Here is a 26054-nt window from a genome sequence, read left to right on the forward strand (position 1 = left end):
CTCTCCTTGCTGGTTGGGGCTGCGCCCGTTGCCGGGTTCTTGTCATCTTGCGTTGATCTGCTGCGGAAGCCACAGGGCGATCTGCGGGAAGGCGAGCACGAGGATCAGCGCCAGGATCATCACGCCGACGAACGGCACGATGGAACGGTAGATGTCGATGATGTTGATTTCCGGCGGCGCCATCGCGCGCATCAGGAAGAGGTTGTAGCCGAAGGGTGGGGTCATGTAGGCGATCTGGCAGGTGATCGTGTAGAGCACGCCGTACCAGATCAGCACGTACTGCTTGTCGATGCCGAGATCGAGCGTCACGACGAGCGGCACGTAGAGCGGCGCCACGATCACCAGCATCGCCGTGTCGTCCAGGAACGTGCCCATCACCAGATAGCTCAGTTGCATCAGGATCAGGATGGTCCAGGGCGAGAGCCCCAGCCTGTCGATGAAGAAGCCCTCGATGGCCTTTACCGCGCCGAGCCCGTCGAACACCGCGCCGAAGGCAAGCGCGGCGAGAATTATCCACATGAACATGCACGAGATGGCGAGCGTCTCGCGGGTGCACGTCTCGAACACGGCGCGCGTGAAGCGGCCCTTGATGACGGCGGCGATGACCGCGGCCAGCGCGCCGACCACCGAGGCCTCCACCAGCGAGGTGTAGCCGGTGACGAAGGGCACCATCATCACCAGGAAGATCACCAGGGGCAGTACGCCGGCGGTCAGCAGGCGCAGCTTCTCGGAACGCGGGATGGCCGCGCGCTCCTCGGCGTCGAGGACGGGGCCGAATTCCGGATTCAGTCGGCAGCGCAGCCAGATGTAGAAAATGAACATCGCCGCCATCATCAGCCCCGGCAGCACCCCCGCCAGCCATAGGAGGCTCACGGGCTGGCGCGCGATCATGGCGTAGAGCACCAGGACGACGGACGGCGGAATGAGGATTCCGAGCGACGATCCCGCCTGGATCACGCCCGTCACCATGCGCTTGTCGTATTTGCGCTTCAGCAGTTCCGGCAGCGCGATGGTCGCACCGATGGCCATGCCGGCGACCGAAAGGCCGTTCATCGCCGAGATGATGACCATCAGAAAGATCGTCCCGATGGCGAGCCCTCCCGGAATGGGGCCGAACCAGACGTGGAACATGCGGTAGAGGTCGTCGGCGAGCCGGCTTTCCGACAGGACGTAGCCCATGAAGATGAACATCGGCAGGGTGAGCAGCGGATACCACTTCATGAGCTTCATGGCCGCCGAGAAACCCATGTCCGAACCGCCCACGCCCCACAGCGGCAGGGCCGCCGCCACCGCGACGAAGCCGATGGCGCCGAAAACGCGTTGGCCGGTCGCCATCATCAGCATCATGGTGGCGAACATCAGGATGGCGATCACCTCGTAGGACATCAGATTTCCTCCCCGCGGATCTTCGCCAAGTCACGGAAGAAGAAGGCGATCGCCTGCAAGAGCATCAGCAGCACGGCGACGCACATGATGACCTTGATCGGCCAGAGATAGGGCCGCCAGGCCGTCGGGCTGCGCTCTGCATATTCGATGGAATAGACGGTCGATTCGACCGCGCCGTAGAGGAGGACGCCGAGATAGAACAGCAGCGCGAAGATCGAGAAGGCGTCGACCCAGGCGCGGGTGCGCGGGCTCCATCGATGGTAGAGGAGGTCCATCCGCACGTTGGAGTCGAGTTGCAGCGAATAGGGTCCGCCCAGCATGAAATAGGCGACCATCGCGAACTGCGCCATTTCCAGGGTCCAGATCGACGGCCAGGGCGTGATCTTCGAGATGGTCGACCAAGCCAGGATCGCCATCATCACGTACAGGATATACATCGCGAAGCGGCCGACACCGCGGTTCACCGTCTCTACGACGCGGACATATGTCTTCACCGCCTCAGGCACGCGCCGTCCCCTTCCACGAAGCGCTATGCGCCTTCAGTGCAGACCTTCCCAAAATCCCGCCTCCGGCACCTCGAGCGCCATGTCCTGCCGCGCCCTTTCGACGCTGCGTCCGGGCATGGAGGCCCCACTCCCCTGCCCTTGGGGAATGATCTTCGTCCGGCGCGTGGAGGTTTGTCAAACCCTTGGCGCAATGCCTTTTTTCGCCGCGCCGTCGTGCCCGCGGCAGAATGTGCCCGGCGAATGGTCCATCGCGCGAATGTTATCGTATTAAACATTCGTAATGATAATATGCGTGCAGTCGTGCCGGATAAACGTCATATTAGCTGAGCATCTTGCGATCGTGCCTGCTGCGGAACCGGCTTGGGCGCCTTGATCCGGTAATGCCTTCCACGAACTCTGGGAACTGGAGTAGCTGATGTCGATCTGGAAGCAGGCTGCGCTCACCATCGTGGTGCTGCTGATCGCGGCGGTCTGCTGGGTTCGGTTCTACCCGGGCGCCGGCGAGGTCCTGAACAGGGCCGGCATCGACTGGGTTCCTTTCGTTCCCGAGGCGCCGAGCGAGACGGCAGGCGGCGAAGGACGCAGGGGCGGCCCCGGTGGGGGCGGTCCGCCGCAGTCGGCCGTGGTGACCTCGCCGGTGCTGGAACTGACGATCAACGACCGCCTTTCGGCGATCGGCACGGGCCGCGCGGTGCGCTCGGTCACCGTAACCCCGTACACCAGCGGCCGCCTGACCGAGGTGCTGACGGGATCGGGCGCCACCGTCAGCCAGGGCGACGCGATCGCCAAGCTGGATTCGGAAGCCGAACAGATCGCCTACGACCGCGCCCAGATTTCCGTCGCCGACGCGCAGGCCCGCGTCGAGCGCATCGAGGCGCTGCGCAGTTCCAACACGGCGAGCGCGGTCCAGCTCACGGATGCCGAACTTGCCCTGGAGAACGCGCGGCTGGAGCTTCGCGACGCCGAGCTGGAACTCGAACGTCGCTCCATCGAGGCGCCGATCGGTGGTGTCGTCGGCATCCTGCCGATTACGGCGGGCAACTACGTGACCACATCGACCGAGATCGCCACCATCGACGACCGATCCAGGATCCTGGTCGACTTCTGGGTCGCCGAGCGCTTCGCCGGCATGATCACCGTCGGTTCGGCACTCACCGCGACCTCGATCGCCCGTCCGGGCGAAATCTTCGAAGGCACGGTCAGCGCCATCGACAACCGCGTCGATGCCGACAGCCGAACGCTGCGGGTGCAGGCGACGCTCGCCAACGAGGACGACAGGCTGAGAGCCGGCATGTCCTTCCAGGTCGTCATGCACTTCCCGGGCGACAAGTTCCCCGCGGTCGATCCGCTCGCGGTCCAGTGGGGCACGGACGGCGCCTATGTCTGGGCAATCCGCGCCGGGCGCGCCGAACGCGTCCCGGTCAAGGTAATCCAGCGCAACACCGACAGTGTCCTGGTGGATGCCTCGCTCAGCCTTCAGGACAGCGTCGTCACGGAAGGGCTCCACATCGTGCGCGAGGGTGCCGAGGTGCGCATCGCCAGCCGCGACCGCGGCGCCAACGAGGTGCCGCAGCCGGCCGGCGGCTCGTGAGCGGAGCCCAAGGCAACGATATGGATTACGAGACCCAACGCCAGGAACACGGCATCACCGCCCTCTTCGTGAGGCGGCCCGTGCTGGCGTTCGTCTTGAACACGCTGATCGTGGTCGCCGGCCTCGCGGCCTTCTTCGGCGTCGAGATCCGCGAACTGCCGGACGTCGACCGTCCGGTGATCACCATCCGCACCGACTTCTCGGGCGCGGCCGCCGAGACGATCGACCGGGAACTGACCGGCGTCATCGAAGGCGCGGTGTCGCGCGTGGCGGGGGTCAAGTCGATCTCCTCGTCCTCGTCCTTCGGCGAGAGCCGCGTCACCGTCGAATTCGGCGACGACGTCGATCTCGACACCGCCGCATCCGACCTGCGCGACGCGCTGGGGCGCGTGACCAACGACCTGCCCGAGGATGCCGACGCTGCCCGCATCATCAAGGCGGACGCCAATGCCCAGGCCGTGGTGCGGCTCGGCGTGACCTCCGACACGATCTCCGTCGAGGACATGACGGTTCTGGTCGAGGACGAGATCGTCGATACGCTGTCGTCCGTTCCGGGCGTCGCCGACGTGCAGGTCTATGGCGACCGCCAGAAGATTTTCCGCATCGACATCGACCAGAACAAGATGGCGAGCCTCAATCTGACGGTGGGGGACGTCTCCAGCGCGCTCTCCTCGATCGCCTTCGATACGCCAGCGGGATCGCTGACGAGCAACAGCCAGGACCTGATCGTGCGCGCGACTGCGTCGGTCAACACGCCGGAAGCCTTCGAGAACCTGATCGTCAACCGCCGCGCCCGACTTGGCGACTTCGCGACGGTCACCCTCGGACCAGACATCGGCCAGTCGCAGCTTCGCGCCAACGGCAAGAGCGGCATCGGACTCGGCATCATCCGCGCCGCCCAGTCCAATACCCTTGAGATTTCGCAAGGCGTGCGCGAGGCGGCGGCGCGTCTGCAGGAGAATCTGCCCGAGGGCATGTCGATCGAGGTCACGAGCGACGACGCGACGTTCATCAACGGCGCCATCCACGAGGTCGAGATCGCGCTCGGCATCTCGGTCTCCGTCGTGCTGATGATCATCTTCCTGTTCCTGTGGGACTGGCGCGCGACGATCATTCCCGGCCTCGCCATGCCCGTCGCACTCATCGGCACACTCGCCGCGATCTATCTCGCCGGCTTCTCCGTCAACATCCTGACCCTTCTGGCACTGGTGCTGGCGACCGGCCTCGTCGTGGACGATGCGATCGTGGTGCTGGAAAACATCGTGCGCCGGCGCAACGAGGGCATGGGCCCGCGCGCCGCCGCGGTCCTCGGCACCGACGAGGTGTTCTTCGCCGTCATCGCCACGACGGCGACGCTGATCGCAGTCTTCGTTCCGCTCTCCTTCCTGCCCGGCCAGACCGGCGGTCTGTTCCGCGAGTTCGGATTCGTGCTGGCGATCGCGGTGTTCCTGTCGTCGCTCGTCGCGCTGTCGCTTTGCCCGATGCTCGCCTCGCGCATCCTGAAGGACACGAGCCATCATGAAACCAAAAGCAGCGGCGGCGGCGTGGGCGGCGCGCTATCCGGCATCTACCGCCGCTGCCTGGCGGCGTGCCTCAATGCCCCAATGGTCGTCGTGGCCGTCTCACTCCTCTTCGCCGCGCTCGCCGCCAGCCTCTACCCGACCATCAAGTCGGAACTGACGCCGACCGAGGACCGGTCGATGGCCTTCCTGCGCGTTTCGGCGCCGCAGGGCGTCAGCCTGGATTACCTCTCGCAGCAGATCCGCGCGATCGAACAGGCCATCCAGCCTTTCCGCGATTCCGGCGAGATCACAAGCACCTTCTCGCTCGCCGGTTCGGGCGGTTCGTCCAACAGCGGCTTCGTGGTGATGCGCCTGGCGGACTGGGACCAGCGGGAACGGTCGCAGCAGCAGATCCTCGACGAGGTGAACCGGCTCGTGCGGGACGTTCCCGGCGTCCGCGCCTTCGCCTTCCAGCCCAACAGCCTCGGCATCCGCGGGGCCGGCAGCGGCCTTCAGTTCGCCGTGGCCGGCAACAATTACGCCGAACTCGGCGCGGCGGCGCAGAAGATGGTGGCGGAACTGGAGAAGGATCCGCGCTTCCAGCAGGCGCGGCTGTCGACCGAGGCGACGCAACCGCAGCTTTCGGTGGCCATCGACCGCGAGCGCGCGTCCGATCTCGGCATCGAGATCAACGGCCTCGGCCCCGCCATGCAGGCGATGCTCGACGGGCGCAAGATCGGCCAGGTCTTCATCGACGACCGCAGCTTCGACGTGAAGCTGGTCTCCACGACCAACCCGGTGAACGACCCGACCGACCTCGAAAACATCTTCATCCGCACCGGTGACGGCCGCTTCGTGCCGGTCTCGACCATCGCCAGCCTGCGCGAACTGGCGGTGCCGCCCGGCCTCGATCGCGAGCAGCAACTGCGCTCCGTCGCCATCACCTCGGCGCTTGCCGGGGATTTCGCGCTGGGCGACGCCTGGGCCGAGGCGCAGCGCGTCGCCGAGCCGCTGCTGCCGCCCGGATCCCGGTTGATCCCGCTCGCCGAGACGGCCACGCTCGGGGAACAGTCCTCGTCCATGGCGCGCACCTTCGGCTTCGCCATCGTCATCATCCTCCTTGTGCTCGCTGCCCAGTTCGAGAGCTTCGTCAGCGCGCTCATCATCATGGCGACCGTGCCGCTCGGGCTCGCATGCGCCATCTTCGCCATGCTCCTGACGGGGACCTCCCTCAACGTCTACAGCCAGATCGGACTCGTCCTCCTGGTCGGCATCATGGCCAAGAACGGTATCCTGATCGTCGAATTCGCCAACCAGCTGCGCGACCGAGGCCAGGGCGTGCGCGAGGCGATCGAGAACGCCGCCAACATCCGGCTGCGGCCGGTGATGATGACCATGATCTGCACCATCGTCGGCGGCCTGCCGCTGATCCTCGCCAGCGGCGCGGGAGCCGAGGCGCGCATCGCGCTCGGCTGGGTCATCGTCGGCGGGCTGGCGCTCGCCACGCTCTCGACGATGTTTCTGACCCCGGTCGCCTACCTTCTGCTCGGCCGCTTCGTGACGCCCAAGGCGCACGAGGAAGCGCGGCTGCAAAAGGAGATCGAGGCCGCGCGGCAGCCGAAGCCGGTGCCGGGAGAGTAGGCGAGACCGGGAGCTGCGATCAGTTCCTGAGCCCGGGCGCCTCCTGCCCGGTGCGCTCAACGTATTCGACGTAGCCGCCGCCATAGGCCTGCATCCCCTCGGGAGTCAGCTCCAGCACGCGGTTCGACAGCGCGGCGAGGAAATGCCGATCGTGGCTGACGAAGAGCATGGCGCCTTCATAGCGCGACAGCGCTTCGATCAGCATCTGCTTCGTGGCGATGTCGAGGTGGTTGGTAGGCTCGTCGAGCACCAAAAAGTTCGGCGGGTCGAACAGCATCCTGGCCATGACCAGCCGCACCTTCTCGCCGCCCGAGAGCACCCGGCACTTCTTCTCGATGTCGTCGCCGGTGAAGCCGAAGCAGCCGGCCAAGGCCCGCAACGGCGCCTGGCCTGCCTGCGGAAAGGCGTCTTCCAGCCATTGCAGGATGGTGCTTTCGCCGTCGAGCAATTCCATCGCGTGCTGGGGGAAGTAGCCCATCCTGACACTCGGGCCGCGCGCGACCGAACCGTCGTCGGGCTCGGATGCGCCGGCGACCAGCTTGAGCAGGGTCGACTTGCCGGCGCCGTTGACTCCCATGACGCACCAGCGCTCGCCGCGGCGCACCTGGAAGTCGAGGCCCTCGTATATGCGGCGCGCGCCGTAGCTCTTGTGGACGTTCCTCAGCGTCGCGACGTCCTCGCCGGAACGCGGCGCGGGCTGGAACTCGAAGCGCACCGTCTGCTGGCGCTTGGGCGGCTCGACGCGGTCGATCTTGTCGAGCTTCTTGACCCGGCTTTGCACCTGTGCGGCATGGCTGGCGCGCGCCTTGAACCGCTCGATGAATGCGATCTCCTTGGCGAGCATCGCCTGCTGGCGTTCGAACTGCGCCTGCTGCTGCACTTCGGCCAATGCCCGTTGCTGGCGGTAGAACTCGTAGTCGCCAGAATAGGAGGTCAGCGTCCCGCCATCGATCTCGATGATCTTGCCGACGATGCGGTTCATGAACTCGCGGTCGTGAGAGGTCATCAGAATCGCGCCCTCGAAACCGTTCAGGAAGGATTCGAGCCAGATCAGGCTCTCGATATCGAGGTGGTTAGACGGCTCGTCGAGGAGAAGCATGTCGGGCCGCATGAGCAGGATACGGGCGAGCGCTACGCGCATCTTCCAGCCGCCGGACAGCTTGCTGACGTCACCGTCCATCATCTCGGCGCTGAAGCCGAGCCCCGCCAGCACCTCGCGCGCGCGCCCGTCCAGCGCGTAGCCGTCGAGCTCGTCGAACTTGCCCTGCACCTCGCCGTAGCGCTCGATAATGGCGTCCATCTCGTCGGCCCGCTCGGGATCGCCCATGGCGGCTTCCAGCTCGGACATTTCGGCGGCAAGCGCGCTCACTGGGCCGACCCCGTCCATCACCTCGGCCACCGCGCTGCGGCCGGCCATGTCGCCAATGTCCTGGCTGAAATAGCCGATGCTTACGCCGCGATCGACCGAGACCTGGCCCTCGTCGGGCTGCTCCTCGCCGTTGATCATCCGGAACAACGTCGTCTTGCCGGCACCATTGGGACCGACGAGACCGACCTTCTCGCCGCGCTGGATGGCGGCCGACGCCTCGATGAAGACGATCTGCCTGCCGTTCTGCTTGCCGATGCTCTCGAGACGGATCATGCGGGATGGACCTGGGTTCTGCGGATAGAATGGAATGGGCGGCTGCGCCGCTACGTGCGCTTTTCGCACATGCGAAGGGACGCGTCCCTAAACCATCGCCGCCGCTTCCGCGCAAGGTCCGCCCGGAACGAAAGAAGCCGGCGGATCGCTCCGCCGGCCTCTCTTAGTCCGGGATCGCTCGATCAGTTGGACTCGGACGGATCCACCCGGCCGACCTCGACCCACTTTCCGCCGTCGATCTTGGAGATGATGATCAGATTGCCGCCCTGGTGGTCGGCACCGACGTCGATCGGCACGTCATTGACGACGTCGTCGTACTTCAGCTCTTCCATCGCGGTGCGGAAGCTCTCGGACGTCAGGTCCTCGCCGGCCGCCTCCAGCGCCATCACCAGCGTCTTGGCGGCGCTGTAGCCGAGCTGCGCGGCCGTGTCGGCCGGCTGGCCGGCGAATGCCTGGTACTTGTCGGCCCATTCCTTCACTTCCGGTACGTCTAGCCTGTCCTCGAAGTCGACCCAGCCGGCGGCCGCGTAGTAGCCTTCCGTGACGCCTTCCGGAACCTTGGCAACAGCGGTGTTGAAGCCGGCAGACGAGCCGATGAAGGAGACATCGGTCCAGCCGAGCTTCTTGGCCGTGCCGAAAGCAACGATCGTCTGGCGCACGCCGAGCGCGGTGGCGACGATGTCGCAGCCCGCGTCACGCAGCTTCTGGATCGATCCGACGAAGTCCTGCTCGTCCGGCTTGTGGGTGGTCTCGGCCGCCCAGGTCAGGCCGAGTTCCTCGGCCTCTTCCTTCGCGCCTTGCTGGATCTCGAGGCCGAAGTCGGAAGGAATGTACATTGCGCACACCTCCTTCGCGCCCGTCTCGCCGGCGAGATACTCCACGCCGGCGCGCAGCTGGTCGTAGTAGGAGGAGAAGCCGGCATACTTGAAGGCGATGTCGCCTTCCAGCATCTGGCGCGCCGCCGTGAGCGGACCGACATTGGCGACTTCCTTCGACGCCATGATCGGGAAGCCGGCGATGTTGTGCGGGGTGCCGAGGTTCAGGATCATCGCGAAGACCTGGTCGGAATTGACCAGCTTGTTGAAGTTCTGCACCGCCTTGGGCACCTGGTAGCCGTGGTCCTCCACCACGAAGCGGATCTTGCGGCCGTGGATGCCGCCGGCTTCGTTGACTTCCTCGAACACCTGCTGCGCGGCCTTGATGGCGCCGACGTTGAAGGCGGCGAAGATGCCCGAAAGGTCGCCGTTGGAGCCGATGACGATTTCCTCGTCCGTTACGCCTTGCGTGGCCTGGGCGGCCGAAGCCATCCCAGCCGCGATGCCCATCGCGAGGATGGACCTACCTATGGACCTGATCATGAGACTTCCTCCTTGTCTGTTCAGTTTCCAGCATGGCCGGGCTGGCCATACATCTCGTCGATCAGCTTCTTGTGCTTCTGTTCGACGAAGCTCCGTTTCAGCTTCATCGTGGCCGTGAGCTCCTCGTCCTCGGCGGTGAGCAGCACGTCGATCAAGCGGAAATCCTTTATCTGTTCCACGCGCGCGAACTCCGCGTTCGTCTCCGCGACGACGCCGGCGATCAGGTCGCGCACCTCCTGCGCCGCGCACAGCGAGCGGAAGTCGTTGAACGGCACCCGGCGTTCCTGCGCGAACTTCTCCACGTTCTCCTGGTCGATCATGATCAGGCAGGAGAGGAACTTGCGCTTGTCGCCGATCACCACGGCGTCGGAAACGTAGGGCGAGAATTTGAGACGGTTCTCGATCTCGGCCGGCGTGATGTTCTTGCCGCCCGCCGTAATGATGATGTCCTTCAGACGCCCGGTGACGAAGAGGAAGCCCTCGTTGTCGAGCCGGCCGACGTCGCCGGTCCCGAGCCAGCCATCCTCCGAAATGGATTCGGCGGTCTTTTCCGGCTTGTTCCAGTAGCCCTTGAAGACGTTGGCGCCCTTGTACTGGATCTCGCCCTCCGGCGAGATGCGCAGATGCCCGCCGGGCACCACCTTGCCGACGCTGCCGGTCTTGTTTTCCTCGATGAGGTTGACCGAGATGACACCGGAGCTTTCGGTCATGCCGTAGCCTTCCAGCACCTTGATGCCGACGGCCTGGTACCACTTGAGGAGATCGGGCGAGATCGGCGCAGCACCCGTCGTGCCCCGCCGCAGCCGGTCGAAACCCAGCATGCGGCGCAGGTTCTTCAGCACCATGAAGTCCCAGAACGCGTAAGCGAGGCGCGTTCCCGTGGGCACGGGATCGCCGTTCTCCAGCGCGCGCGCCCGCGCCATGCCGGTCGCGATCGCCTGCCTGTAGGCCCACCGGCCGAGCGGCGCCGCGTCGTTGGCCATGATCGTGACGCGCGAATAGACCTTCTCCCAGACCCGCGGCACCGCGGTGAAGACATGCGGCGAGACCTCGCGCACGTTGTCGAACACCGTCTCGGGGCTCTCGGCGAAGTTCACCGTCGAGCACAGGCCGATCGGCGTGAAGACGCTGATCAGTCGCTCCAGGATATGGCAGAGCGGCAGGAAGCAGAGCTGCTCGTCGCTGTCGTCCACCGGCAGGGTCAGCACCGATCCGATGATCGACACGATGATGTTCTCGTGGCTGATCATGGCGCCCTTGGGCGGACCGGTGGTGCCAGAGGTGTAGACCAGGATCGCCGTCTCCTTCGGGTCGGACCGGGCGATCTCCTCGTCGAAGCGGTTCGGGTTCGCCTTCAGGAAATCGCGCCCGATCCGGTAGAGGTCGTCAAGGAAGATCACCTTGTCGTCGACGAAGTCGTGCAGCCCCTCGCGATCGTAGACGATGACCTTGGCGAGGCCCGGCATCTCGTCCCGCGCCGAGAGATACTTGTCCAGCTGCTCGTCGTTCTCCAGGAAGAGGAAGCGGCTGTCGGAATCGTTGACCAGGTACTGGAGCTGCTTGGCCGAGTCCGTCGTGTAGACACCCGACGAGATGCCGCCGACCGACTGGACGGCGAGATCGGTGTAGATCCATTCCTTGTTGTCTTCCGAGAGGATCGACACGACTTCGCCGCGCTTCAGCCCCAGGGCGACCAGGCCGAGGCCGATCAGCCGCGCATGCTCGTAGAAATCGCTCCAGGTGTAGGACAGCCAGATGCCGAAATCCTTCTCCCGGTGAGCCACCTTGGAGCCGAGTTCCCGGCAGCGCTGTCGGAACAGCTTCGCCAGCGTGTCGCATCCGTCGAAGTAGAACGGGCCGGCGCTTTCCAGCTCCGCGTTGAATGAATGTCCGCGGACGGTCTGCATCGGCGGCAGCTTCTCGGCGACGGTCATCCTCTCCTCCCGAATGGTGCTCATCTCCAGGTCTTCTTCTGCTTCCAGCGCTTCTGGCCGCGCTGGCTCTCTTCGGTCTGGACGCCGAGATAGAACTCCTGGACGTCCTTCGATTGCAGCAGCCGGCGGGCGTCGTCGGCCATGACGATGCGGCCGAGTTCCATGACGTAGCCGTAGTCGGCCACCTCCAGCGCCACCTTGGCGTTCTGCTCCACCAGCATCATGGTGACGCCCTGCTCGCGGTTCAGCCGCTTGATGATCTGGAAGATCTCCTTGACCAGCAGCGGCGACAGCCCGAGGCTCGGCTCGTCGAGCAGCATGAGCTTCGGCCGCGCCATCAGCCCGCGCCCGATCGCCAGCATCTGCTGCTGGCCGCCCGACAGCGTGCCGGCGGCCTGGCGCCGGCGCTCCTTCAGGATCGGGAAATAGGAGAACACCATCTCCTCGTCGCGCCGGATGCCGTCGCCGTCGCTGCGCACGAAGGCGCCCATCCGGAGGTTCTCCTCCACGGTCAGCAGCGGGAAGACCTCGCGCCCTTCCGGCACGTGCACGATGCCCATCCGCACAACCTTGTCGGGCGCAGCACCTGCGATGTTTTCACCGCCGTAGAAGATCTGGCCCTTCTCCGGGTCCATGACGCCAGAGATCGTCTTCATCAGCGTCGTCTTGCCCGCACCGTTGGCGCCGAGCACGGTGACGATCTGCCCTTCGCGGACCTCGAGGCTGCAGCCGCGGATCGCCATGATCGGCCCGTAATAGCTTTCGAGGTTGCGCACCGAAAGCACGACCTTCTTCTCCGAGGCCGGCGCCGCATTGCCGAGAACGTTCTGCGCCACGTTCATGCCACCGCCCTTTCCTCGTCGTCCGAGGTTCCGATATATGCCTCGATGACCTTGGGGTCGTTCTGAACCTCGTGCGCGGTTCCGATCGACAGCATCTGCCCGTCGGCCAGCGCCAGCACGCGGTCCGAGACGGCGGAGACCAGGTGCATGTCGTGCTCGACCATCAGCACGGTGATGCCCATCTGCTTCTTGATGTCCTCGACCCAGTAGGCCACGTCCTGCGTTTCCTCGACCGAGAGGCCCGAGGCCGGCTCGTCGAGCAGCAGCAGTTTCGGCTCCAGCGCCAGCGCGCGGCCCATTTCGACCACCTTGCGGACCCCGTAAGGCAGCCCGGCGATGTACTTTTCGCGGTAGGCCTGCAGGTCGAGGAAATCGATCACCTTCTCCACCGCCTCGCGGTGCCGGCGTTCCTCGCTTCGGACGGAGGGCGTGAACAGGAGTTCGGTCACGAAACTGCTGCGGCGGTGGCGGTGGCGCCCGACCAGCAGGTTCTGCAGCACCGTCGCCTGCTCGAACAGTTCGATGTTCTGGAAGGTGCGGGCGATGCCGAGCGCTGCGATCTCGTGCGGCTGGCGCGACAGGATGCTCTTGCCATCGAAGCGGATGTCGCCCTCGGCCGGATCGTAGATGCGGCTGATCAGGTTGAAGATGGTCGACTTGCCGGCGCCGTTCGGACCGACCAGCGCGAAGACCTCGCCTTCCTCGACGGAGAACGAAACCTTGTTGACGGCGACGACGCCGCCGAAGCGCAGCGTCACATTGTCGAGTTCGAGCAGGCTCATCGCATGCGCTCCGTCTTGAGGTAGCTCTTCTGGCGGCGGAACATGTCCTTCCGGTAGAAGGGGAACAGCTCGAAATAGGTGCGGATCTTGATCCAGCGTCCGTAGATCCCCATTGGCTCGAACAGGATGAACAGGATGAGGATGGTGCCGAAGATCGCCGATTCCAGGCCGGGGATCGCCACGGTGCCGCCGCCGAACAGCCCGCCGATCCAGTCGCGCGAAATCGCGATGGCCTGCGGCATCAGCGCCACGACGATGGCGCCGAAGAAGGCGCCGTGGATCGAGCCCAGCCCGCCGATAACGATCATCAGGAGCAGTTGGATCGAGATGATGACGTTGAAGGTCTCGTTGTTGAAGATGCCGGCATAGTGCCCCATCAGCGCTCCGGCGAGGCCGGTGATCGCGGTGGAGATGCCGAAGGAGGTCGCCTTGGTGCGCGCAACGTTGACGCCCATCGCCTGGGCCGAGACCTCCGAATCGCGCACGGCCGCGAAGGCGCGGCCGAGCGGCGAGCGCAGCATGTTGCGGTAGACCAGCACGACCAGCACCGTCACCGCGAGCACCAGCCAGTAGAACCCGTCCGGATTGGCGTAGCGGTCGAACTTGAAGCCGAAGATGTCGATCGTCGGGGCAAACAGGCCGATGACGCCGTTGGTCAGCGGCTCGGCCAGAACGATGATGTCGTCGGCGAGGATCGATACCGCGAGCGTCGCGATGGCGAGATAGATGCCGTGCAGCCGCGTCGTCGGTAGCGCAACCAGCACGCCGGCAAGCCCCGCGATGATGCCCGCGAGCGGGAAGGAGATGAGGAATGGAAACCCCAGCTTTTCCTGCAGCAGCACGTTGGCATAGCAGCCGACGGCCAGGAATGCGGCGTGCCCGAGGCTCGCCTGCCCGGTCTGGCCGACAAGCACCATCAGCCCCATGCCGGCGATCGCCCAGATCAGCATGTTGGTCATCTCGCCGATGGCGAAGGTGCCCATCAGGAACGGAAGCACGACCGCCAAGAGCAGCAGCAGCATGTACCAGGTGGCTTGGACCCCGTGCCGGAAGTAGTTGATGTCGGCGTCGTAGGAAGTCTTGAAGACTGTCCGCATCGGTTCAGACCTTCTTCCTGTGGACCTGGGCAAGGATGCCGTGCGGCCGGAACACGAGGATCAGGAAGAGCAGCAGGTAGGGCATGACCTGCGAGTACCCCGCCGCGATGTAGTAGGAGGCGAAGGGTTCGATCAGCCCCACGATGATGCCTCCCAGCAGCGCGCCCGGCAGGCTGCCGAATCCGCCGATGACCGCCGCCGCAAAGGCCTTGATGCCCAACAGGCCGATCGACGGGTCGATCGATCCCTTGGAGGCGAACAGGATGCCCGCCACGGCCGCCACCGCGCCCGCCAGCGCCCAGATCAGCGAATGCACGCGCTTCACGGGAATGCCCATGTAGTAGGCTGCGAGCTGGTTCTGCGAGGCCGCCTGCATGGCGACGCCGAGCTTGGTGTTGTTGAAGTAGAAATAGAGCGCCACCGTCAGGAGCACGGTGACGATGATGATGGACACCTCGTCGAGCCCCAGCACGAGCCCGCCGAAGCGGACGTCCTGGCCGGCGATCGGCGATTCCAGCGAGATCGGCTGGTGGCCCCAGATCAGGCCGGCGATGAAGCGCAGCACGAAGCCGAGCGCGATCGTCAGGATCACCACCGCAACCTGGCTCTGGCCGAACATGCGCCGCAGGACGATCATGTCGAGCAGGTAGCCGAAGATGCCCATCAGGACGATCGCGATCGGCACCGACACCCAGAACGGCAGCCCCCAGAACTGCTCGTTGGTCAGCCCGAGCGTGATGAAGGCCCCGAGCATCATGAAGTCGCCCTGGGCGAAGTTCACGGCCTCGGTCGCTTTGTAGATCAGCACGAAGCCGAGCGCGATCAGGCCGTAGACACAGCCGTTCGCCAGACCACTGACGAATAATTGCAAAACGTCCAAGACGTCCGTTCCTCCCGTATCGACGCGATCTGTGGGCGCGTTCTTTTTGTTTCACCCTACAGACTGCCCGCCATCGCTCGCAAGCGTGGCTGTTGTTCCTCCTAGGGCGCGATGAACACTTTTCCGTTGGGCCGCGCCAATTCCTCCGGCACCTTGTCGATCGCATCGGCCAGCGGCACGACCGCATTGACGTCCGTCGACCAGCGCCCGTCCTTGAAGCGCATCTGCGCCTCGCGGATGGTCGCGATCTTCTGTTCAGGCGGCGTGTTGCGCATCCATTCGCTGAGCCAGAAGCCCTCGATGCGCTTGTGCATGAAGATCAGCTGCCCCGGTTCCGGGATCGGCGTCGCGTCGGTATCGAGCCGGCCATAGACGATCCAGCGCGCCCGCTTCGGCATCGCAGCGAAGATCTCGCCGGCGAGCGGGCCCGTGACGGCATCGAGGAAGATGCGCGGCTGCTCGGCCTTGAGCACGCCCTTCAATTCTTCGGCGAAGCCGGACGAGGACGCGTTGAGGACATGCGCCGCGCCTGCCTTCGCAAGCAGTTCCTTCTGGTCGTCGCGGCGCACGATGGCGATCGGTCGGTAGCCTTCGTCCCGGGCGACACCCATCATCAGCTTGCACAGCTGGCTCGCGCCGGCGGTCAGGATGAAGGATTTCTCGCCCTCCTCCTTGACGATGCCGAACATCGCCAGCGCCGTCAGCGGATTGACGATCATCGCCGCCGCGTCCTCGTCGCGTACGCCCTCGATGATCGGGATGCAGGACCCGCCTTCCGCCACGGCATAGTCCGCCCATGACCCCCAGCCGCTCAGGCCGGTCGCGAAAGCGACGCGCTGGCCGACCTTAAGATGCGCGCCGGCATTCTCGCCCGCCACCGCGATGACCCCGACGCCCTCGAACCCGGCGGGCTGCCCCTGTCGGCGCGGCTGGCCGTAGAGGCCCTTCAGGAACATGACGTCGGACGGATTGATCGAGGCGAGGCTGACCTTGATCAGCACCTGCGAGGGTCCGGGAGACGGAACTTCGATCTCGCTCGCTCGCACATAGGGCGCCATCGCCTCCAGCCGGGCGTCCGCTCGCTCGCTCGCGTAGCCGTCGTTGACCAGGAGCAGGGCCTTCATGTGTGCCGGTATGCTCATCGCGTTGCTCTCCTCACGGCTTCAGGATGATCTTGCCCGACGCACCGCGGCCGAGCACGCGTTTCAGCACCGACGGCGCATCGGCCAGCGGATATTCGCCCTCGATGACGGGCTTGACCTTGCCGGCCAGATACCAGCCGATCAGTTCCTTCATGTTGTCGGCATAGACGGCCGGCTCGCGGCGGGTAAAATCGCCCCAGAAGACGCCGACCACGCTGAAACCCTTCACCAGGGCCAGGTTGACCGGGAACTTCGGGATCGTGCCGGATGCGAAGCCGATGACCAGCAGCCGTCCGCCCCAGCCCATGGAGCGCGACAGCGCGTCGAAGCTTTCGCCGCCGACCGGATCGTAGCCGACGTCGACGCCCTTGCCGCCGGTCGCCTCCTTCAACGCATCCTTGAGGTTGTCGTAGCCGAGCACGACGTCCGCGCCGGCCTGCTTGGCGATCGCCTGCTTCTCGGGGCTAGACGCGACGCCGATGACGCGCGCGCCCATCGCCTTGCCGATCTGGATGGCTGCGGTGCCGGTCAGCCCCGCCGCGCCGAGCACGCAGAGCGTCTCGCCGGCCTTCAGCTGTGCCCGCTGCTTCAGGGCGTAGTGTGACGTGCCGTAACCGCACAGTAGCGCGCAGGCGTCGGCACTGCCGATCCCATCGGGCAGCTTCATCACCGTGGCTTCGGGCGCGCCGACAATCTGCGCGTAGCTGCCCATCGACGACAGCGATGCCACGCGGTCTCCGACCTTGATGCCCTTCACATCGGGGCCGACCGCCGTCACGGTGCCGGCGACCTCCATGCCCGGCACGAAAGGCGTCGGCGGCTTCATCTGATAGAGCCCCTGCACCAAGAGCCCGTCGGGAAAGTTCACGCCGATGGCCTCGCTTTTAATGACCACGGTCTTTCCCGTGGCCTCCGGCTCGGGCCAGTCGGCATATTCGAGGCTTTCGAGCGGCCCGTAATCTTTGGCGACGATCGCTTTCATGCCGGGATCAGACCTTTTCCTGGGTGTACTTCTTGAGCTCGACGCGCGCGACCTGGCGGCGGTGGACGGCGTCGGGTCCGTCGGCAAAGCGCAGCGTGCGCAGATGCGTCCAGCTGCGCGCCAGCGGCGTGTCCTGGCTGATGCCCTGTGCTCCGAACATCTGCACCGCCTCGTCGGTGACCTTGAGCGCCACCTGGGGTGCGATCACCTTGATCTGGCTGATCCACGGCGCGGCGGCGCGCGGGTCGCCCTGGTCCATCATCCACGCCGCCTTGAGGCAGAGAAGGCGCGCCATCTCGATCTCCATGCGGCAGTTGGCGATGATGTCGTAGTTGGCGCCGAGCTTGGCCAGCGGCTGCCCGAAGGCCTCGCGGCGCATCGCCCGCGTGCACATCATCTCCAGCGCCCGCTCGGCCTGGCCGATGGCGCGCATGCAGTGGTGGATGCGGCCGGGCCCAAGCCGCCCCTGCGCGATCTCGAACCCCGCCCCTTCCCTGAGCACGATGTTCTCGACCGGCACGCGCACGTCTGTGAAGCGCACGTGCATGTGGCCGTGCGGCGCGTCGTCATGGCCATAGATCTGCATGGCGCGCAGGATCTCTATCCCCGGCGTGCCGGCGGGCACCAGCACCTGGGAATGGCGGCGGTGCTTCGGATCGTCGTCGCCGCCCGTCTTCACCATCACGATGTAGATCTTGCAACGCGGATCACCCACGCCGGAGGACCACCACTTCTCGCCGTTCAGCACGTATTCGTCGCCGTCGCGCACGCAGCTCATCGAGATGTTGGTGGCGTCCGACGAGGCGACGTCAGGTTCCGTCATCAGGAAGGCCGAGCGGATCTCACCCTTGAGAAGAGGTGCCAGCCACTTGTCCTTCTGTGCCTGCGTGCCGTAGCGCTCGAACACCTCCATGTTGCCGGTGTCCGGCGCCGCGCAGTTGAAAACCTCCGCCGCTAGGTGCGACTTCCCCATCTCTTCCGCGAGATAGGCATATTCCACCGTCGTCAGACCGTATCCGCGCTCGGAATCGGTAAGCCAGAAGTTCCAGAGATTGTTCTCGCGTGCCTTCGCCTTCAGCCCTTCGAGGATCTCCGTCTGGCGCGGGGTGTAGGTCCAGCGGTCGCCGTTCTTCCCCACCTCGCCGAGGAACTCCTCGTCGAGCGGGATGATGTCTTCCCGCACCATGCGGGCGACCTTTTCCAGGATCGGCTTCAGCCGCTCCGTCATCCCCAGGTTCATGTCCGTCATACGCCTTCCTCTCGTCTCTTCGACAGCCCGCCAAGGGCGTATTCCACGACCTTTTTCGCCACGCCCTCGACGTCGGACCGCGTTTCGCCGACGCGCGGCGTGTACCAGAAGATCGGCGAGTTCAGGGTCATGAACATCAGCTGGTTGGTGATGCTGAGATCGTCGAACCGGAACACGCCTTCCTCGCGCCCCTGCAGGAGCGTGTTGCGGAACAGCATGCCGTAATTGTGCCGGTACTCGATCAGTTCGTTGAAGACCGAGCGCTGCTCGGGCGTGGTGGCGCCGCGCAGATGCATCTCGACGCCGATCCACACGGCACGCTGGAACGGCTTCGTGTCGATCATCAGGAGGACGTGCGACATCGCCATCCTGCGCCAGCGCGGCAGCGCCGATCCCGGCAGGTCGATGAACGGCCGTACCGCTTCGTAGTTCAGGTCCATCCCGTGCCGGAACACGGCGGCGAACAGGTCGGCCTTGGACGGGAAATGATGATAGATGCGGCCCTTCGTGGCCCCCAGGCTGCGCGCAACTTCGTCGATCGAGGCCGCCGCGTAGCCGCGGTCCATGAAACACCGAGCCGCCGCGCTCAGGATGTCGATGCGCGAATTGTCGGCAATCTGCTCCCTGACGCTCAGCGCCATACCGTGTTACGACCTCCCGTTCGCGGAGCCTCTTGTTTTTCCGGCGCATGGCCGGTCGGCTCTTTACTCGCAGCTCAAGGATGAACATACTACCGGGTATGTTGTCAACGCGGTATCGTCATCAACCGCGAGGGAGGAAGAATGTCGTACCTGGAAGACCTGTTTTCCGTGTCGGGAAAGACCGCGCTCATCACGGGTGCCGCGAGCGGCATCGGCCGCATGGCGGCGACCGCGCTGGTCCAGGGCGGCGCACACGTGATGATCGCCTCGCGCCGGGCGGCCGAGTGCGAAAAAGTCGCCGAGGAGCTGAACGCGATGGGTGCATCTGGCACCGCCGAGGGGTTCGGCGGCGACGTCGGCTCCGAAGCCGGCGTCATGGAGCTTGTCGAAGCGGTCAAGGCACGCACCGACAGCCTGCACATCCTGATCAACAATGCCGGGCTGAGCTGGGGCGACAGCCTTGATTCGTTTCCCTACCACGCCTGGGCGAGGGTGATGAACGTCAACGTCACCGGGCTCTTCCACCTTACGCGCGAGATGCTGCCGCTTCTCGAAAAGGCGGCGTCGCACGAGGATCCTGCCCGCGTCATAAACCTCGGATCCGTGATGGGGACGCAGCCGATCGCGGACGGCGCCTATTCCTACACGGCCTCGAAAGCGGCCGTGCACCACCTCACCCGGACGCTCGCCGGCGAGCTCGCCGGACGCTGGATCACCGTGAACGCCTTCGCGCCCGGCCCCTTCCAGAGCCGCATGACGGCATTCGCGACCGGAACGGACGAGAAGGCCGCCAAGGTCGGCAGTCGCGTGCCGCTGGCGCGCATCGGCAATCCGGATGACATAGCCGGCGCGACTCTGTATCTGTGCAGCCGTGCCGGAAGCTACACGACGGGCGCCATCCTTCCAATGGATGGCGGACAGTCGGTGCAGCACGGCATGTCGCTGTTCAAGGACGTGGATTGACGCCACCGCATGCAGGATACCCAACTGAAGCCCGTAAGCACGGATGACCTGATCGCCGCGATCGGCTCCGAGGTCGGCGTGTCGTCCTGGCGGACGGTCAGCCAGACCATGATCGACCTTTTTGCCGAGGCGACCGACGACCACCAGTTCATTCATGTCGATCCCGAAAGAGCAGCGAAGGAAACGCCGTTCGGCGGCACCATCGCGCACGGTTTCCTGTCGCTGTCGCTGCTCTCCACGCTGGCCTACGAAACCCTGCCGCCGCTGGAAGGCAGCACGGTCGGCATCAACTACGGTTTTGACGAGGTGCGCTTCAAGTCGCCGGTGAAATCGGGCGCGCGCATCCGCGGACGGTTCGTGCTCGCGCACGCCAACGTGCGCCTGTCGGGCTGGGTCGAGGCCAACTACGACGTCACCATCGAGATCGAGGGCCTGCGCAAGCCGGCTCTAACCGCGCGCTGGCTGACGCTGACGCAGCTTCCGCGGGAGGAGCCTGCGACATGAGCGATCCCAACGCCCTCGACGCCGCCACCCTTGCTCCGTACCTGGAAAAGAACGTGCCGGGTTTCTCCGACCTCCAGGCGATCGAGAAGTTCAAGGCCGGTCAGTCCAATCCCACCTACATGCTGCGCGCGTCGAGCGGCAGCTACGTGCTGCGGGCCAAGCCCCCTGGTGAGCTCCTGAAATCGGCTCATCAGGTCGACCGCGAGTACCGCGTCATGAAGGCGCTGCACGGGATCGGCTTCCCGGTTCCCGAAGTCCTGCACCTGTCGCAGGAGGATTCGCCGATCGGCCGGATGTTCTTCGTCATGGGTTTCGTCGAGGGACGCATCTTCTGGAACCCGGCGTTGCCGGAGGCGCGCGATAACGCGGAACGAACCGCCATCTTCGATGCCATGAACGCCACGCTTGCGGCCCTGCACGACGTCGATTTCGCCGCGATCGGCCTTGCCGACTACGGTCGCCCGGGCAGCTACTTCGAACGCCAGCTCGGCCGCTGGACGAGCCAGTACCGCGCGTCCGAGACAGAGCGCGTCGAGGACATGGAAAGCCTCATCGCCTGGCTCGAGACACACCGGCCACCGGACGACGGGCTCGTCTCGCTCGTCCATGGCGACTACCGCCACGACAACATGATGTTCGCACCGAACGAACCGCGGGTCATTGCGGTGCTGGATTGGGAATTGTCGACGCTGGGACATCCCTACGCCGATCTTTCGTATCAATGCATGCAGTGGCGGCTGCCGCACGAGTCCGGTTTCCGCGGCCTCGGCGGTATCGACCGCAAGAGCCTCGGGTTGCCCAGCGAGGAGGAATATGTCGAAGCCTATTGCCGCAGGCGGGGCATCGGGTCGATACCGGACTGGACTTTCTGCCTGGCATTCTCGTTCTTCCGGCTGGCCGCCATCTGCCAAGGTGTCTATAAGCGGGCGCTCGACGGAAATGCATCCAATCCCGAGAGGGCGCGGACCTATGGCCAGGCGGTGAAGCTGCTGGCCGGCCTCGCGGTGGAGCGGATCGAGAAGGGGAATTGAGGATGGGGCGTTTCTCCGATCACGTTGTTCTCGTGACTGGCGCATGCGGCGGTTTCGGCCGGCGCACGGCAGAGCGCCTGGCCGACGAAGGCGCGAAGCTCGTCCTGTCCGACATGGATGAAGGCGAACTCCAAAAGCTGGCGGAGGCGCTGCCCTGCGAGTGCGCGGTTCTCGCCGGTGACGTCACGCAGGAGACGCTGTTCGAGGAACTGGTCGCGCTGGCGGTCAGCAGCTTCGGCAGTCTCGACATCGCGATCAACAATGCCGGCGTCGCCCAAAGCTTCGTCAAGCTCCCGCAGGTGCCTTCCGAGGAAGCGCGACGCATCCTCGATATCGACCTTCTCGGTGTCTTCTACGCCATGAAGCATCAGTTACCGCAGATGGAAAAGCAGCAGCGCAAGACCGGCCGGGGCGGCACGATCGTCAACATCGCCTCCGTCGCCGGGCTTTCGGGCGCCGCGCGCCTGTCGGTCTATTCGGCCGCCAAGCACGGCGTTATCGGCCTGACGCGCTCCGCCGCGGTCGAGTATGCCTCGAAGGGCATCCGGGTGAACGCCGTCTGCCCGTCCTATGCCCGCACAGCGATGGTGGGCGAGTTCGTCAAGCTCTCCGGCCGCGGCGAGAACGAGGCCATCCTGGAACTGACCCGCGGCGTGCCGATGAAGCGCGTTGCCGAGGTCGATGAGGTCATCGAGGTGGTGCTGTTCGCCGCCGACCCGAAGAACTCGTTCATGACCGGCCACGCGCTTTCGGTCGATGGCGGCATCAACGCCGTCTGAGCCCGGGCGGCCACCGGCCGTCCCTTCCGGAACGCTCAGGCGTCCCTGGCCGCCTCGCTGAGAAAATCCCAGGCATAGACTGAGAAGGACCGCCACACTTCCACGCGGAAGGCGGTCTCGGACGTGCGCAGGAGCACCACCTCGATCTTGCCCAGAACCGTGCGGCTGCAGGCGCCGACCGGAAAGGCCACGAGCGATAGGTCCTGCGGACAGCCTGCGTTGAGGCAGGCCGCCGCGCCATCACCTTCGACCAGGATCGCCACGTTGCGGTGGGAAACCTCGACCGCCGCGTGAAGAGCTTTCGCCTTGGCGGCGTCCGCGATCAGGTCGGCGCCATCCTCGTCGATGACCAGCCATTCGTCGGGGCCGAGCCACAGTGCGGTGCGGTTGCCGGACTTCGCCTTTGCGGACGTCTTCGGCGTCTGCGGCAGCGTCACGCCGAGGGCCCGCGAGACCGAGTTTACCGACAGCTCAGGCGCTCGCAGCGACAGCCTCGTCGCGGGCGGCGCAGGCGTGAGGCGAACATTGTCCGCCTCGAGCGACAGGCCGGCCAGCTTCTCGCGGCGCTCGGCGGCGACTTTCGTTTTCGTGGCAGCCCTAGCCATGCAGGCGCTCCCCTTTCTCGTCGTAGAAGACGGTCCCGCCGACTTCGACCTCGATGACGCCCGACGGCATCGGCACGTAGAGCGTCTGCCCCATCCGGTCGCGGCCGCCCTCCACCACAGCCAGCGCGATCGATCGGCCGCAATTTTCCGACCAGTAGGACGAGGTCACGTGGCCGATCATCTTCATGGGGATCGGCTGGTTCGGGTCGGCGACGATCTGCGCCCCCTCTTCCAGCACGACCTTCGGGTCCTTCGTACGCAGTCCGACAAGCTGCCGCCGGCCCGGCGCGACGAGGTCGGGCCGCATCAGCCCCCTGATGCCGACGAAATCGGTCTTCTTCTTGCCTACCGCCCAGTCGAGGCCGGCATCGTTCGGCGTCACCGTGCCGTCCGTGTCCTGGCCGACGATGATGTAGCCCTTCTCGGCGCGCAGCACGTGCATGGCCTCGGTGCCGTAGGCACAGGCGCCGTGCTTTTCGCCTTCGGCCCACAGCGCCTCCCACACCGCCTCGCCATAGTCGGCGGGTACGTTGACCTCGAACCCCCGGTCGCCGGTGAACGACATGCGGAAGAGCCGCGTCGGCACGCCGCAGATCGTGCCCTCGCGCACGGACATGTGCGGCATGGCCTCGTCGGACAGGTCGATGCCCTCGACCAGCGGCGCGATGATCTCGCGCGACTTCGGCCCCTGGACGGCGATCACCGCCCATTGCTCCGAGACCGACGTCAGCCAGACGCTGAGGTTCGGGAACTCGGTCTGGAGATAGTCCTCCATGTGGTGCAGCACCCGCGCCGCGCCGCCCGTCGTGGTGGTGACGTGGAACCGGTCCTGGGCGAGACGCCCGACCACGCCGTCGTCGTAGATGAAGCCGTCTTCCCTGAGCATGATGCCGTAGCGGCAGCGCCCGGCGTCGAGCTTCTGCCACGGGTTGGTGTAGAGCAGTTCCATGAAGGTCGCGGCATCTGGGCCGACCACCTCGATCTTGCCGAGCGTGGAGGCATCGAACAGGCCGGCGCTCTGACGCACCGTGCGGCATTCGCGGTTGACTGCGGCATGCATGTCCTCGCCCGGCTTCGGGTAGTACCAGGCGCGCTTCCACTGCCCGACATCCTCGAAGACCGCGCCGTGGCGCTCTTCCCAGCCATGCATCGGCGTCTTGCGGGTCGGATCGAACAGCTTGCCACGCGAGTGATTGACGATGGCGCCATAGGTGACCGGCGTGAAGGGCGGACGGAAGGTCGTCAGGCCGACCTCGGGGATCTCCTTGCCGAGCATCTCCGCCGCGATGGCGAGGCCGTGCAGGTTTGACGTCTTGCCCTGGTCCGTCGCCATGCCGTTGGTGGTGAAGCGCTTCACGTGCTCGATGGAGCGCATGCCCTCCTTCACCGCCTGGCGGATGTCCTTGGCGGTGACGTCGTTCTGGAAGTCGACGAAAGCCTTCACGGTGGTGTCGCGGCCCGCGCCCGGCGCGGCTCCGACCATGCCGGGCGACCAGCCTTCCGAGGCGTCGACCTTGATGGAGGTGCGCGTCTCCGGCCGGGCGCCGGCCGCCGCCCGCGCCGCGCGCTCGCCCGCCGCCACGGCTTCCTTCACCGCCGAAGCGAGGTCGTCCGTGCCGTTGCACGAGCCCACGCAGGCGCAATCCTGGGCATAGGTGCCCGGAAGAAACCGCTGCGTGGCGGCATCGAAGGCCACCTTGCCGCGCGACTGCGAGAAGAGATGGACGGACGGCGTCCAGCCCGCCGACATCAGGAGCGCGTCGACCGGGATGTTGCGGCCCGTCCCCTCGCCCGTCTTGGGCGTCACGGTGACCGACGCGATGCGCAGCCGGCCGCCGACGGCGGTCACGGCGCGGCTCGGCAGGACCTCGATCCCCAGCGAACGCGCCTGCTCGACCGCCGGCCCCGTCGGGTTGTCGCGCAGATCGATGATCGTGCGCACCCCGACGCCGGCGTTCTTGAGGTCGATCGCGGCCCAGTAGGCGGATTCGTTCGCGGTGTAGACGGCGACGTTCTGGCCGACCGCCACGCCGTACTGGTTGAGATAGGTGCGGGCGGCGGAGGCGAGCATGATGCCCGGCCGGTCGTTGCCCGAAAACACCATGTGCCGCTCGATCGAGCCGGTTGCCAGCACCACGCGCTTCGCCCGCACCTGCCAGAGCCTCTCGCGGGGCAACTCGCCGGGCTCGGACAGGTGGTCGGTGACGCGCTCGGTCAGTGCCACGATGTTCTGGGCATAGTAGCCGAACGCCGTGGTGCGCGGCAGGAGCCGGACGTTCTCCATTCCGGCGAGCCGGCGCGCCGTTTCCTGCGCCCAGGTCCAGCCGTCCTGGCCCTCGATGCGGGCGCCGCTCTCGTAGCGCATCGCGCCGCCGAAACCCGCCTGCTCGTCGCACAGGATCACCCGCACGCCGGTCTCGGCCGCCGCGAGCGCTGCCGCCAGGCCGGCCGCGCCGCCGCCGACCACCAGCACGTCGCAATGGGCGTAGCGCGAGGAGTAATGGTCGGGATCCGGAAGGTCCGGCGCGACGCCGAGACCGGCCGCCGCGCGGATGTTCGGCTCGTAGAAGGATTTCCACGCCGACTTCGGCCACATGAACGTCTTGTAGTAGAAGCCGGCCGAGAAGAACGGCGAGGCGAGGTCGTTCACCGCGCCGACGTCCATGGCGAGCGAGGGCCAGCGGTTCTGCGAGACCGCGGTCAGCCCGTCATAGAGTTCCTGCACCGTGGCGCGGACGTTCGGCGTCTTGCGCGCGTCGTCGCGGTGGATGCCGACCAGCGCGTTGGGCTCCTCCGCGCCCGCCGACAGGATGCCGCGCGGGCGGTGGTACTTGAACGAGCGGCCGACGAGGTGCACGCCGTTGGCCAGCAGCGCGGAAGCGAGCGTGTCGCCCTCGCGGCCGGAATAGCGGTGGCCGTCGAACTTGAACTGCACCGGCTTGCCGCCTGACAGACGGCCGGTGCCTGCGATGCGATGCGCTTCGGCCATCAGGCCTC

At 65.8% G+C, this 26054-nt stretch carries 21 protein-coding genes; 6 read left to right on the top strand and 15 right to left on the bottom strand.

From position 1 onward, the window contains the following. Positions 1-42: 42 nt before the first annotated feature. Together BSQ44_RS22175 and BSQ44_RS22180 are read right to left on the bottom strand one after the other, a co-directional pair. Positions 43-1386 carry a TRAP transporter large permease gene (locus tag BSQ44_RS22175; RefSeq protein WP_072607245.1) on the bottom strand — a complete coding sequence of 448 codons (1344 nt, stop codon included), beginning with the start codon at positions 1384-1386 and terminating at the stop codon, positions 43-45. Beyond that, complete coding sequence (locus tag BSQ44_RS22180; RefSeq protein WP_072607246.1) at positions 1386-1892, bottom strand: TRAP transporter small permease subunit; 507 nt, start codon at positions 1890-1892, stop codon at positions 1386-1388. Before BSQ44_RS22180 ends, BSQ44_RS22175 begins: the two co-directional genes overlap by 1 nt. Before the next feature lie 415 nt (positions 1893-2307). On the opposite strand from BSQ44_RS22180, the gene BSQ44_RS22185 reads away from it, so the two are divergent. Both BSQ44_RS22185 and BSQ44_RS22190 read left to right on the top strand, forming a co-directional pair. Next, entirely contained in the window at positions 2308-3483 is a 1176-nt protein-coding gene (locus tag BSQ44_RS22185) for an efflux RND transporter periplasmic adaptor subunit (RefSeq protein ID WP_072607247.1), read from the top strand. Between the two features lie 20 nt (positions 3484-3503). Next, entirely contained in the window at positions 3504-6626 is a 3123-nt protein-coding gene (locus BSQ44_RS22190; RefSeq protein WP_072607248.1) for an efflux RND transporter permease subunit, read from the top strand. A gap of 19 nt (positions 6627-6645) precedes the next feature. Here the strand turns inward: BSQ44_RS22190 and BSQ44_RS22195 are convergent, their stop codons facing one another. From BSQ44_RS22195 to BSQ44_RS22245, 11 genes are all read right to left on the bottom strand, one after another. Next, positions 6646-8268, bottom strand: a complete 1623-nt coding sequence (locus tag BSQ44_RS22195) for an ABC-F family ATP-binding cassette domain-containing protein (protein ID WP_072607249.1) — start codon at positions 8266-8268, stop codon at positions 6646-6648. 182 nt (positions 8269-8450) lie between these two features. Continuing rightward, the gene (locus BSQ44_RS22200; protein ID WP_114580015.1) at positions 8451-9626 is read right to left on the bottom strand and encodes an ABC transporter substrate-binding protein; all 1176 of its coding nucleotides are present in this window, start codon (positions 9624-9626) and stop codon (positions 8451-8453) included. 20 nt (positions 9627-9646) lie between these two features. Next, positions 9647-11584 carry an AMP-dependent synthetase/ligase gene (locus BSQ44_RS22205; RefSeq protein ID WP_083534874.1) on the bottom strand — a complete coding sequence of 646 codons (1938 nt, stop codon included), beginning with the start codon at positions 11582-11584 and terminating at the stop codon, positions 9647-9649. Next, entirely contained in the window at positions 11581-12402 is an 822-nt protein-coding gene (locus BSQ44_RS22210; protein WP_072607251.1) for an ABC transporter ATP-binding protein, read from the bottom strand. The genes BSQ44_RS22205 and BSQ44_RS22210 overlap by 4 nt, the downstream gene beginning before the upstream one ends. Beyond that, a complete protein-coding gene (locus tag BSQ44_RS22215) occupies positions 12399-13184 on the bottom strand; it encodes an ABC transporter ATP-binding protein (protein WP_072607252.1) in 786 nt (261 codons plus the stop codon). The genes BSQ44_RS22210 and BSQ44_RS22215 overlap by 4 nt, the downstream gene beginning before the upstream one ends. Further along, positions 13181-14281 carry a branched-chain amino acid ABC transporter permease gene (locus BSQ44_RS22220; RefSeq protein ID WP_072607253.1) on the bottom strand — a complete coding sequence of 367 codons (1101 nt, stop codon included), beginning with the start codon at positions 14279-14281 and terminating at the stop codon, positions 13181-13183. Before BSQ44_RS22220 ends, BSQ44_RS22215 begins: the two co-directional genes overlap by 4 nt. Before the next feature lie 4 nt (positions 14282-14285). Next, the gene (locus BSQ44_RS22225) at positions 14286-15161 is read right to left on the bottom strand and encodes a branched-chain amino acid ABC transporter permease (protein ID WP_072607254.1); all 876 of its coding nucleotides are present in this window, start codon (positions 15159-15161) and stop codon (positions 14286-14288) included. Between the two features lie 101 nt (positions 15162-15262). Beyond that, positions 15263-16303 carry an alcohol dehydrogenase catalytic domain-containing protein gene (locus BSQ44_RS22230; protein ID WP_072607255.1) on the bottom strand — a complete coding sequence of 347 codons (1041 nt, stop codon included), beginning with the start codon at positions 16301-16303 and terminating at the stop codon, positions 15263-15265. Positions 16304-16316: 13 nt separating this feature from the next. Then, positions 16317-17285 carry an NADPH:quinone oxidoreductase family protein gene (locus tag BSQ44_RS22235; RefSeq protein WP_072607256.1) on the bottom strand — a complete coding sequence of 323 codons (969 nt, stop codon included), beginning with the start codon at positions 17283-17285 and terminating at the stop codon, positions 16317-16319. A gap of 7 nt (positions 17286-17292) precedes the next feature. Continuing rightward, entirely contained in the window at positions 17293-18534 is a 1242-nt protein-coding gene (locus BSQ44_RS22240) for an acyl-CoA dehydrogenase family protein (protein ID WP_072607257.1), read from the bottom strand. Further along, on the bottom strand, positions 18531-19175 hold the full coding sequence (locus BSQ44_RS22245) for a TetR/AcrR family transcriptional regulator (protein ID WP_072607258.1): 645 nt from the start codon (positions 19173-19175) through the stop codon (positions 18531-18533). Before BSQ44_RS22245 ends, BSQ44_RS22240 begins: the two co-directional genes overlap by 4 nt. Before the next feature lie 141 nt (positions 19176-19316). Between BSQ44_RS22245 and BSQ44_RS22250 the strand changes: the two genes are divergently transcribed. Genes BSQ44_RS22250 through BSQ44_RS22265 form a run of 4 tightly spaced genes read left to right on the top strand, consistent with a single transcriptional unit; the run spans position 19317 to position 22452 of the window. Further along, a complete protein-coding gene (locus tag BSQ44_RS22250; RefSeq protein WP_072607259.1) occupies positions 19317-20138 on the top strand; it encodes an SDR family oxidoreductase in 822 nt (273 codons plus the stop codon). A gap of 9 nt (positions 20139-20147) precedes the next feature. After that, on the top strand, positions 20148-20642 hold the full coding sequence (locus tag BSQ44_RS22255) for a MaoC family dehydratase (protein WP_114580016.1): 495 nt from the start codon (positions 20148-20150) through the stop codon (positions 20640-20642). Further along, positions 20639-21673, top strand: coding sequence for a phosphotransferase family protein (locus BSQ44_RS22260; RefSeq protein WP_072607260.1), 1035 nt, complete (start codon positions 20639-20641; stop codon positions 21671-21673). Before BSQ44_RS22255 ends, BSQ44_RS22260 begins: the two co-directional genes overlap by 4 nt. Before the next feature lie 2 nt (positions 21674-21675). After that, positions 21676-22452: an SDR family NAD(P)-dependent oxidoreductase gene (locus tag BSQ44_RS22265; protein WP_072607261.1), complete on the top strand. Its 777-nt coding sequence runs from the start codon at positions 21676-21678 to the stop codon at positions 22450-22452. A 35-nt stretch (positions 22453-22487) separates the two neighbouring features. Here BSQ44_RS22265 and BSQ44_RS22270 read toward each other — a convergent pair whose 3' ends face one another. Together BSQ44_RS22270 and BSQ44_RS22275 are read right to left on the bottom strand one after the other, a co-directional pair. After that, on the bottom strand, positions 22488-23057 hold the full coding sequence (locus BSQ44_RS22270) for a sarcosine oxidase subunit gamma (protein ID WP_072607262.1): 570 nt from the start codon (positions 23055-23057) through the stop codon (positions 22488-22490). Next, positions 23050-26046 (bottom strand): sarcosine oxidase subunit alpha, encoded by a 2997-nt coding sequence (locus BSQ44_RS22275; RefSeq protein WP_072607263.1) that lies wholly within the window; start codon positions 26044-26046, stop codon positions 23050-23052. Before BSQ44_RS22275 ends, BSQ44_RS22270 begins: the two co-directional genes overlap by 8 nt. Between the last annotated feature and the right edge of the window lie 8 nt (positions 26047-26054).

The sequence above is a fragment of the Aquibium oceanicum genome, assembly GCF_001889605.1.
GTDB classification, from domain to species: Bacteria; Pseudomonadota; Alphaproteobacteria; order Rhizobiales; family Rhizobiaceae; genus Aquibium; species Aquibium oceanicum.

Bases quoted from the DNA above. Each gene is read 5' to 3' on its own strand.
- BSQ44_RS22175 (WP_072607245.1), bottom strand. From the start codon at position 1,386: ATGTCCTACGAGGTGATCGCCATCCTGATGTTCGCCACCATGATGCTG.
- BSQ44_RS22185 (WP_072607247.1), top strand. From the start codon at position 2,308: ATGTCGATCTGGAAGCAGGCTGCGCTCACCATCGTGGTGCTGCTGATC.
- BSQ44_RS22190 (WP_072607248.1), top strand. From the start codon at position 3,504: ATGGATTACGAGACCCAACGCCAGGAACACGGCATCACCGCCCTCTTC.
- BSQ44_RS22195 (WP_072607249.1), bottom strand. From the start codon at position 8,268: ATGATCCGTCTCGAGAGCATCGGCAAGCAGAACGGCAGGCAGATCGTC.
- BSQ44_RS22200 (WP_114580015.1), bottom strand. From the start codon at position 9,626: ATGATCAGGTCCATAGGTAGGTCCATCCTCGCGATGGGCATCGCGGCT.
- BSQ44_RS22205 (WP_083534874.1), bottom strand. From the start codon at position 11,584: ATGAGCACCATTCGGGAGGAGAGGATGACCGTCGCCGAGAAGCTGCCG.
- BSQ44_RS22210 (WP_072607251.1), bottom strand. From the start codon at position 12,402: ATGAACGTGGCGCAGAACGTTCTCGGCAATGCGGCGCCGGCCTCGGAG.
- BSQ44_RS22215 (WP_072607252.1), bottom strand. From the start codon at position 13,184: ATGAGCCTGCTCGAACTCGACAATGTGACGCTGCGCTTCGGCGGCGTC.
- BSQ44_RS22220 (WP_072607253.1), bottom strand. From the start codon at position 14,281: ATGCGGACAGTCTTCAAGACTTCCTACGACGCCGACATCAACTACTTC.
- BSQ44_RS22230 (WP_072607255.1), bottom strand. From the start codon at position 16,303: ATGAGCATACCGGCACACATGAAGGCCCTGCTCCTGGTCAACGACGGC.
- BSQ44_RS22235 (WP_072607256.1), bottom strand. From the start codon at position 17,285: ATGAAAGCGATCGTCGCCAAAGATTACGGGCCGCTCGAAAGCCTCGAA.
- BSQ44_RS22240 (WP_072607257.1), bottom strand. From the start codon at position 18,534: ATGACGGACATGAACCTGGGGATGACGGAGCGGCTGAAGCCGATCCTG.
- BSQ44_RS22245 (WP_072607258.1), bottom strand. From the start codon at position 19,175: ATGGCGCTGAGCGTCAGGGAGCAGATTGCCGACAATTCGCGCATCGAC.
- BSQ44_RS22250 (WP_072607259.1), top strand. From the start codon at position 19,317: ATGTCGTACCTGGAAGACCTGTTTTCCGTGTCGGGAAAGACCGCGCTC.
- BSQ44_RS22255 (WP_114580016.1), top strand. From the start codon at position 20,148: ATGCAGGATACCCAACTGAAGCCCGTAAGCACGGATGACCTGATCGCC.
- BSQ44_RS22260 (WP_072607260.1), top strand. From the start codon at position 20,639: ATGAGCGATCCCAACGCCCTCGACGCCGCCACCCTTGCTCCGTACCTG.
- BSQ44_RS22265 (WP_072607261.1), top strand. From the start codon at position 21,676: ATGGGGCGTTTCTCCGATCACGTTGTTCTCGTGACTGGCGCATGCGGC.
- BSQ44_RS22270 (WP_072607262.1), bottom strand. From the start codon at position 23,057: ATGGCTAGGGCTGCCACGAAAACGAAAGTCGCCGCCGAGCGCCGCGAG.
- BSQ44_RS22275 (WP_072607263.1), bottom strand. From the start codon at position 26,046: ATGGCCGAAGCGCATCGCATCGCAGGCACCGGCCGTCTGTCAGGCGGC.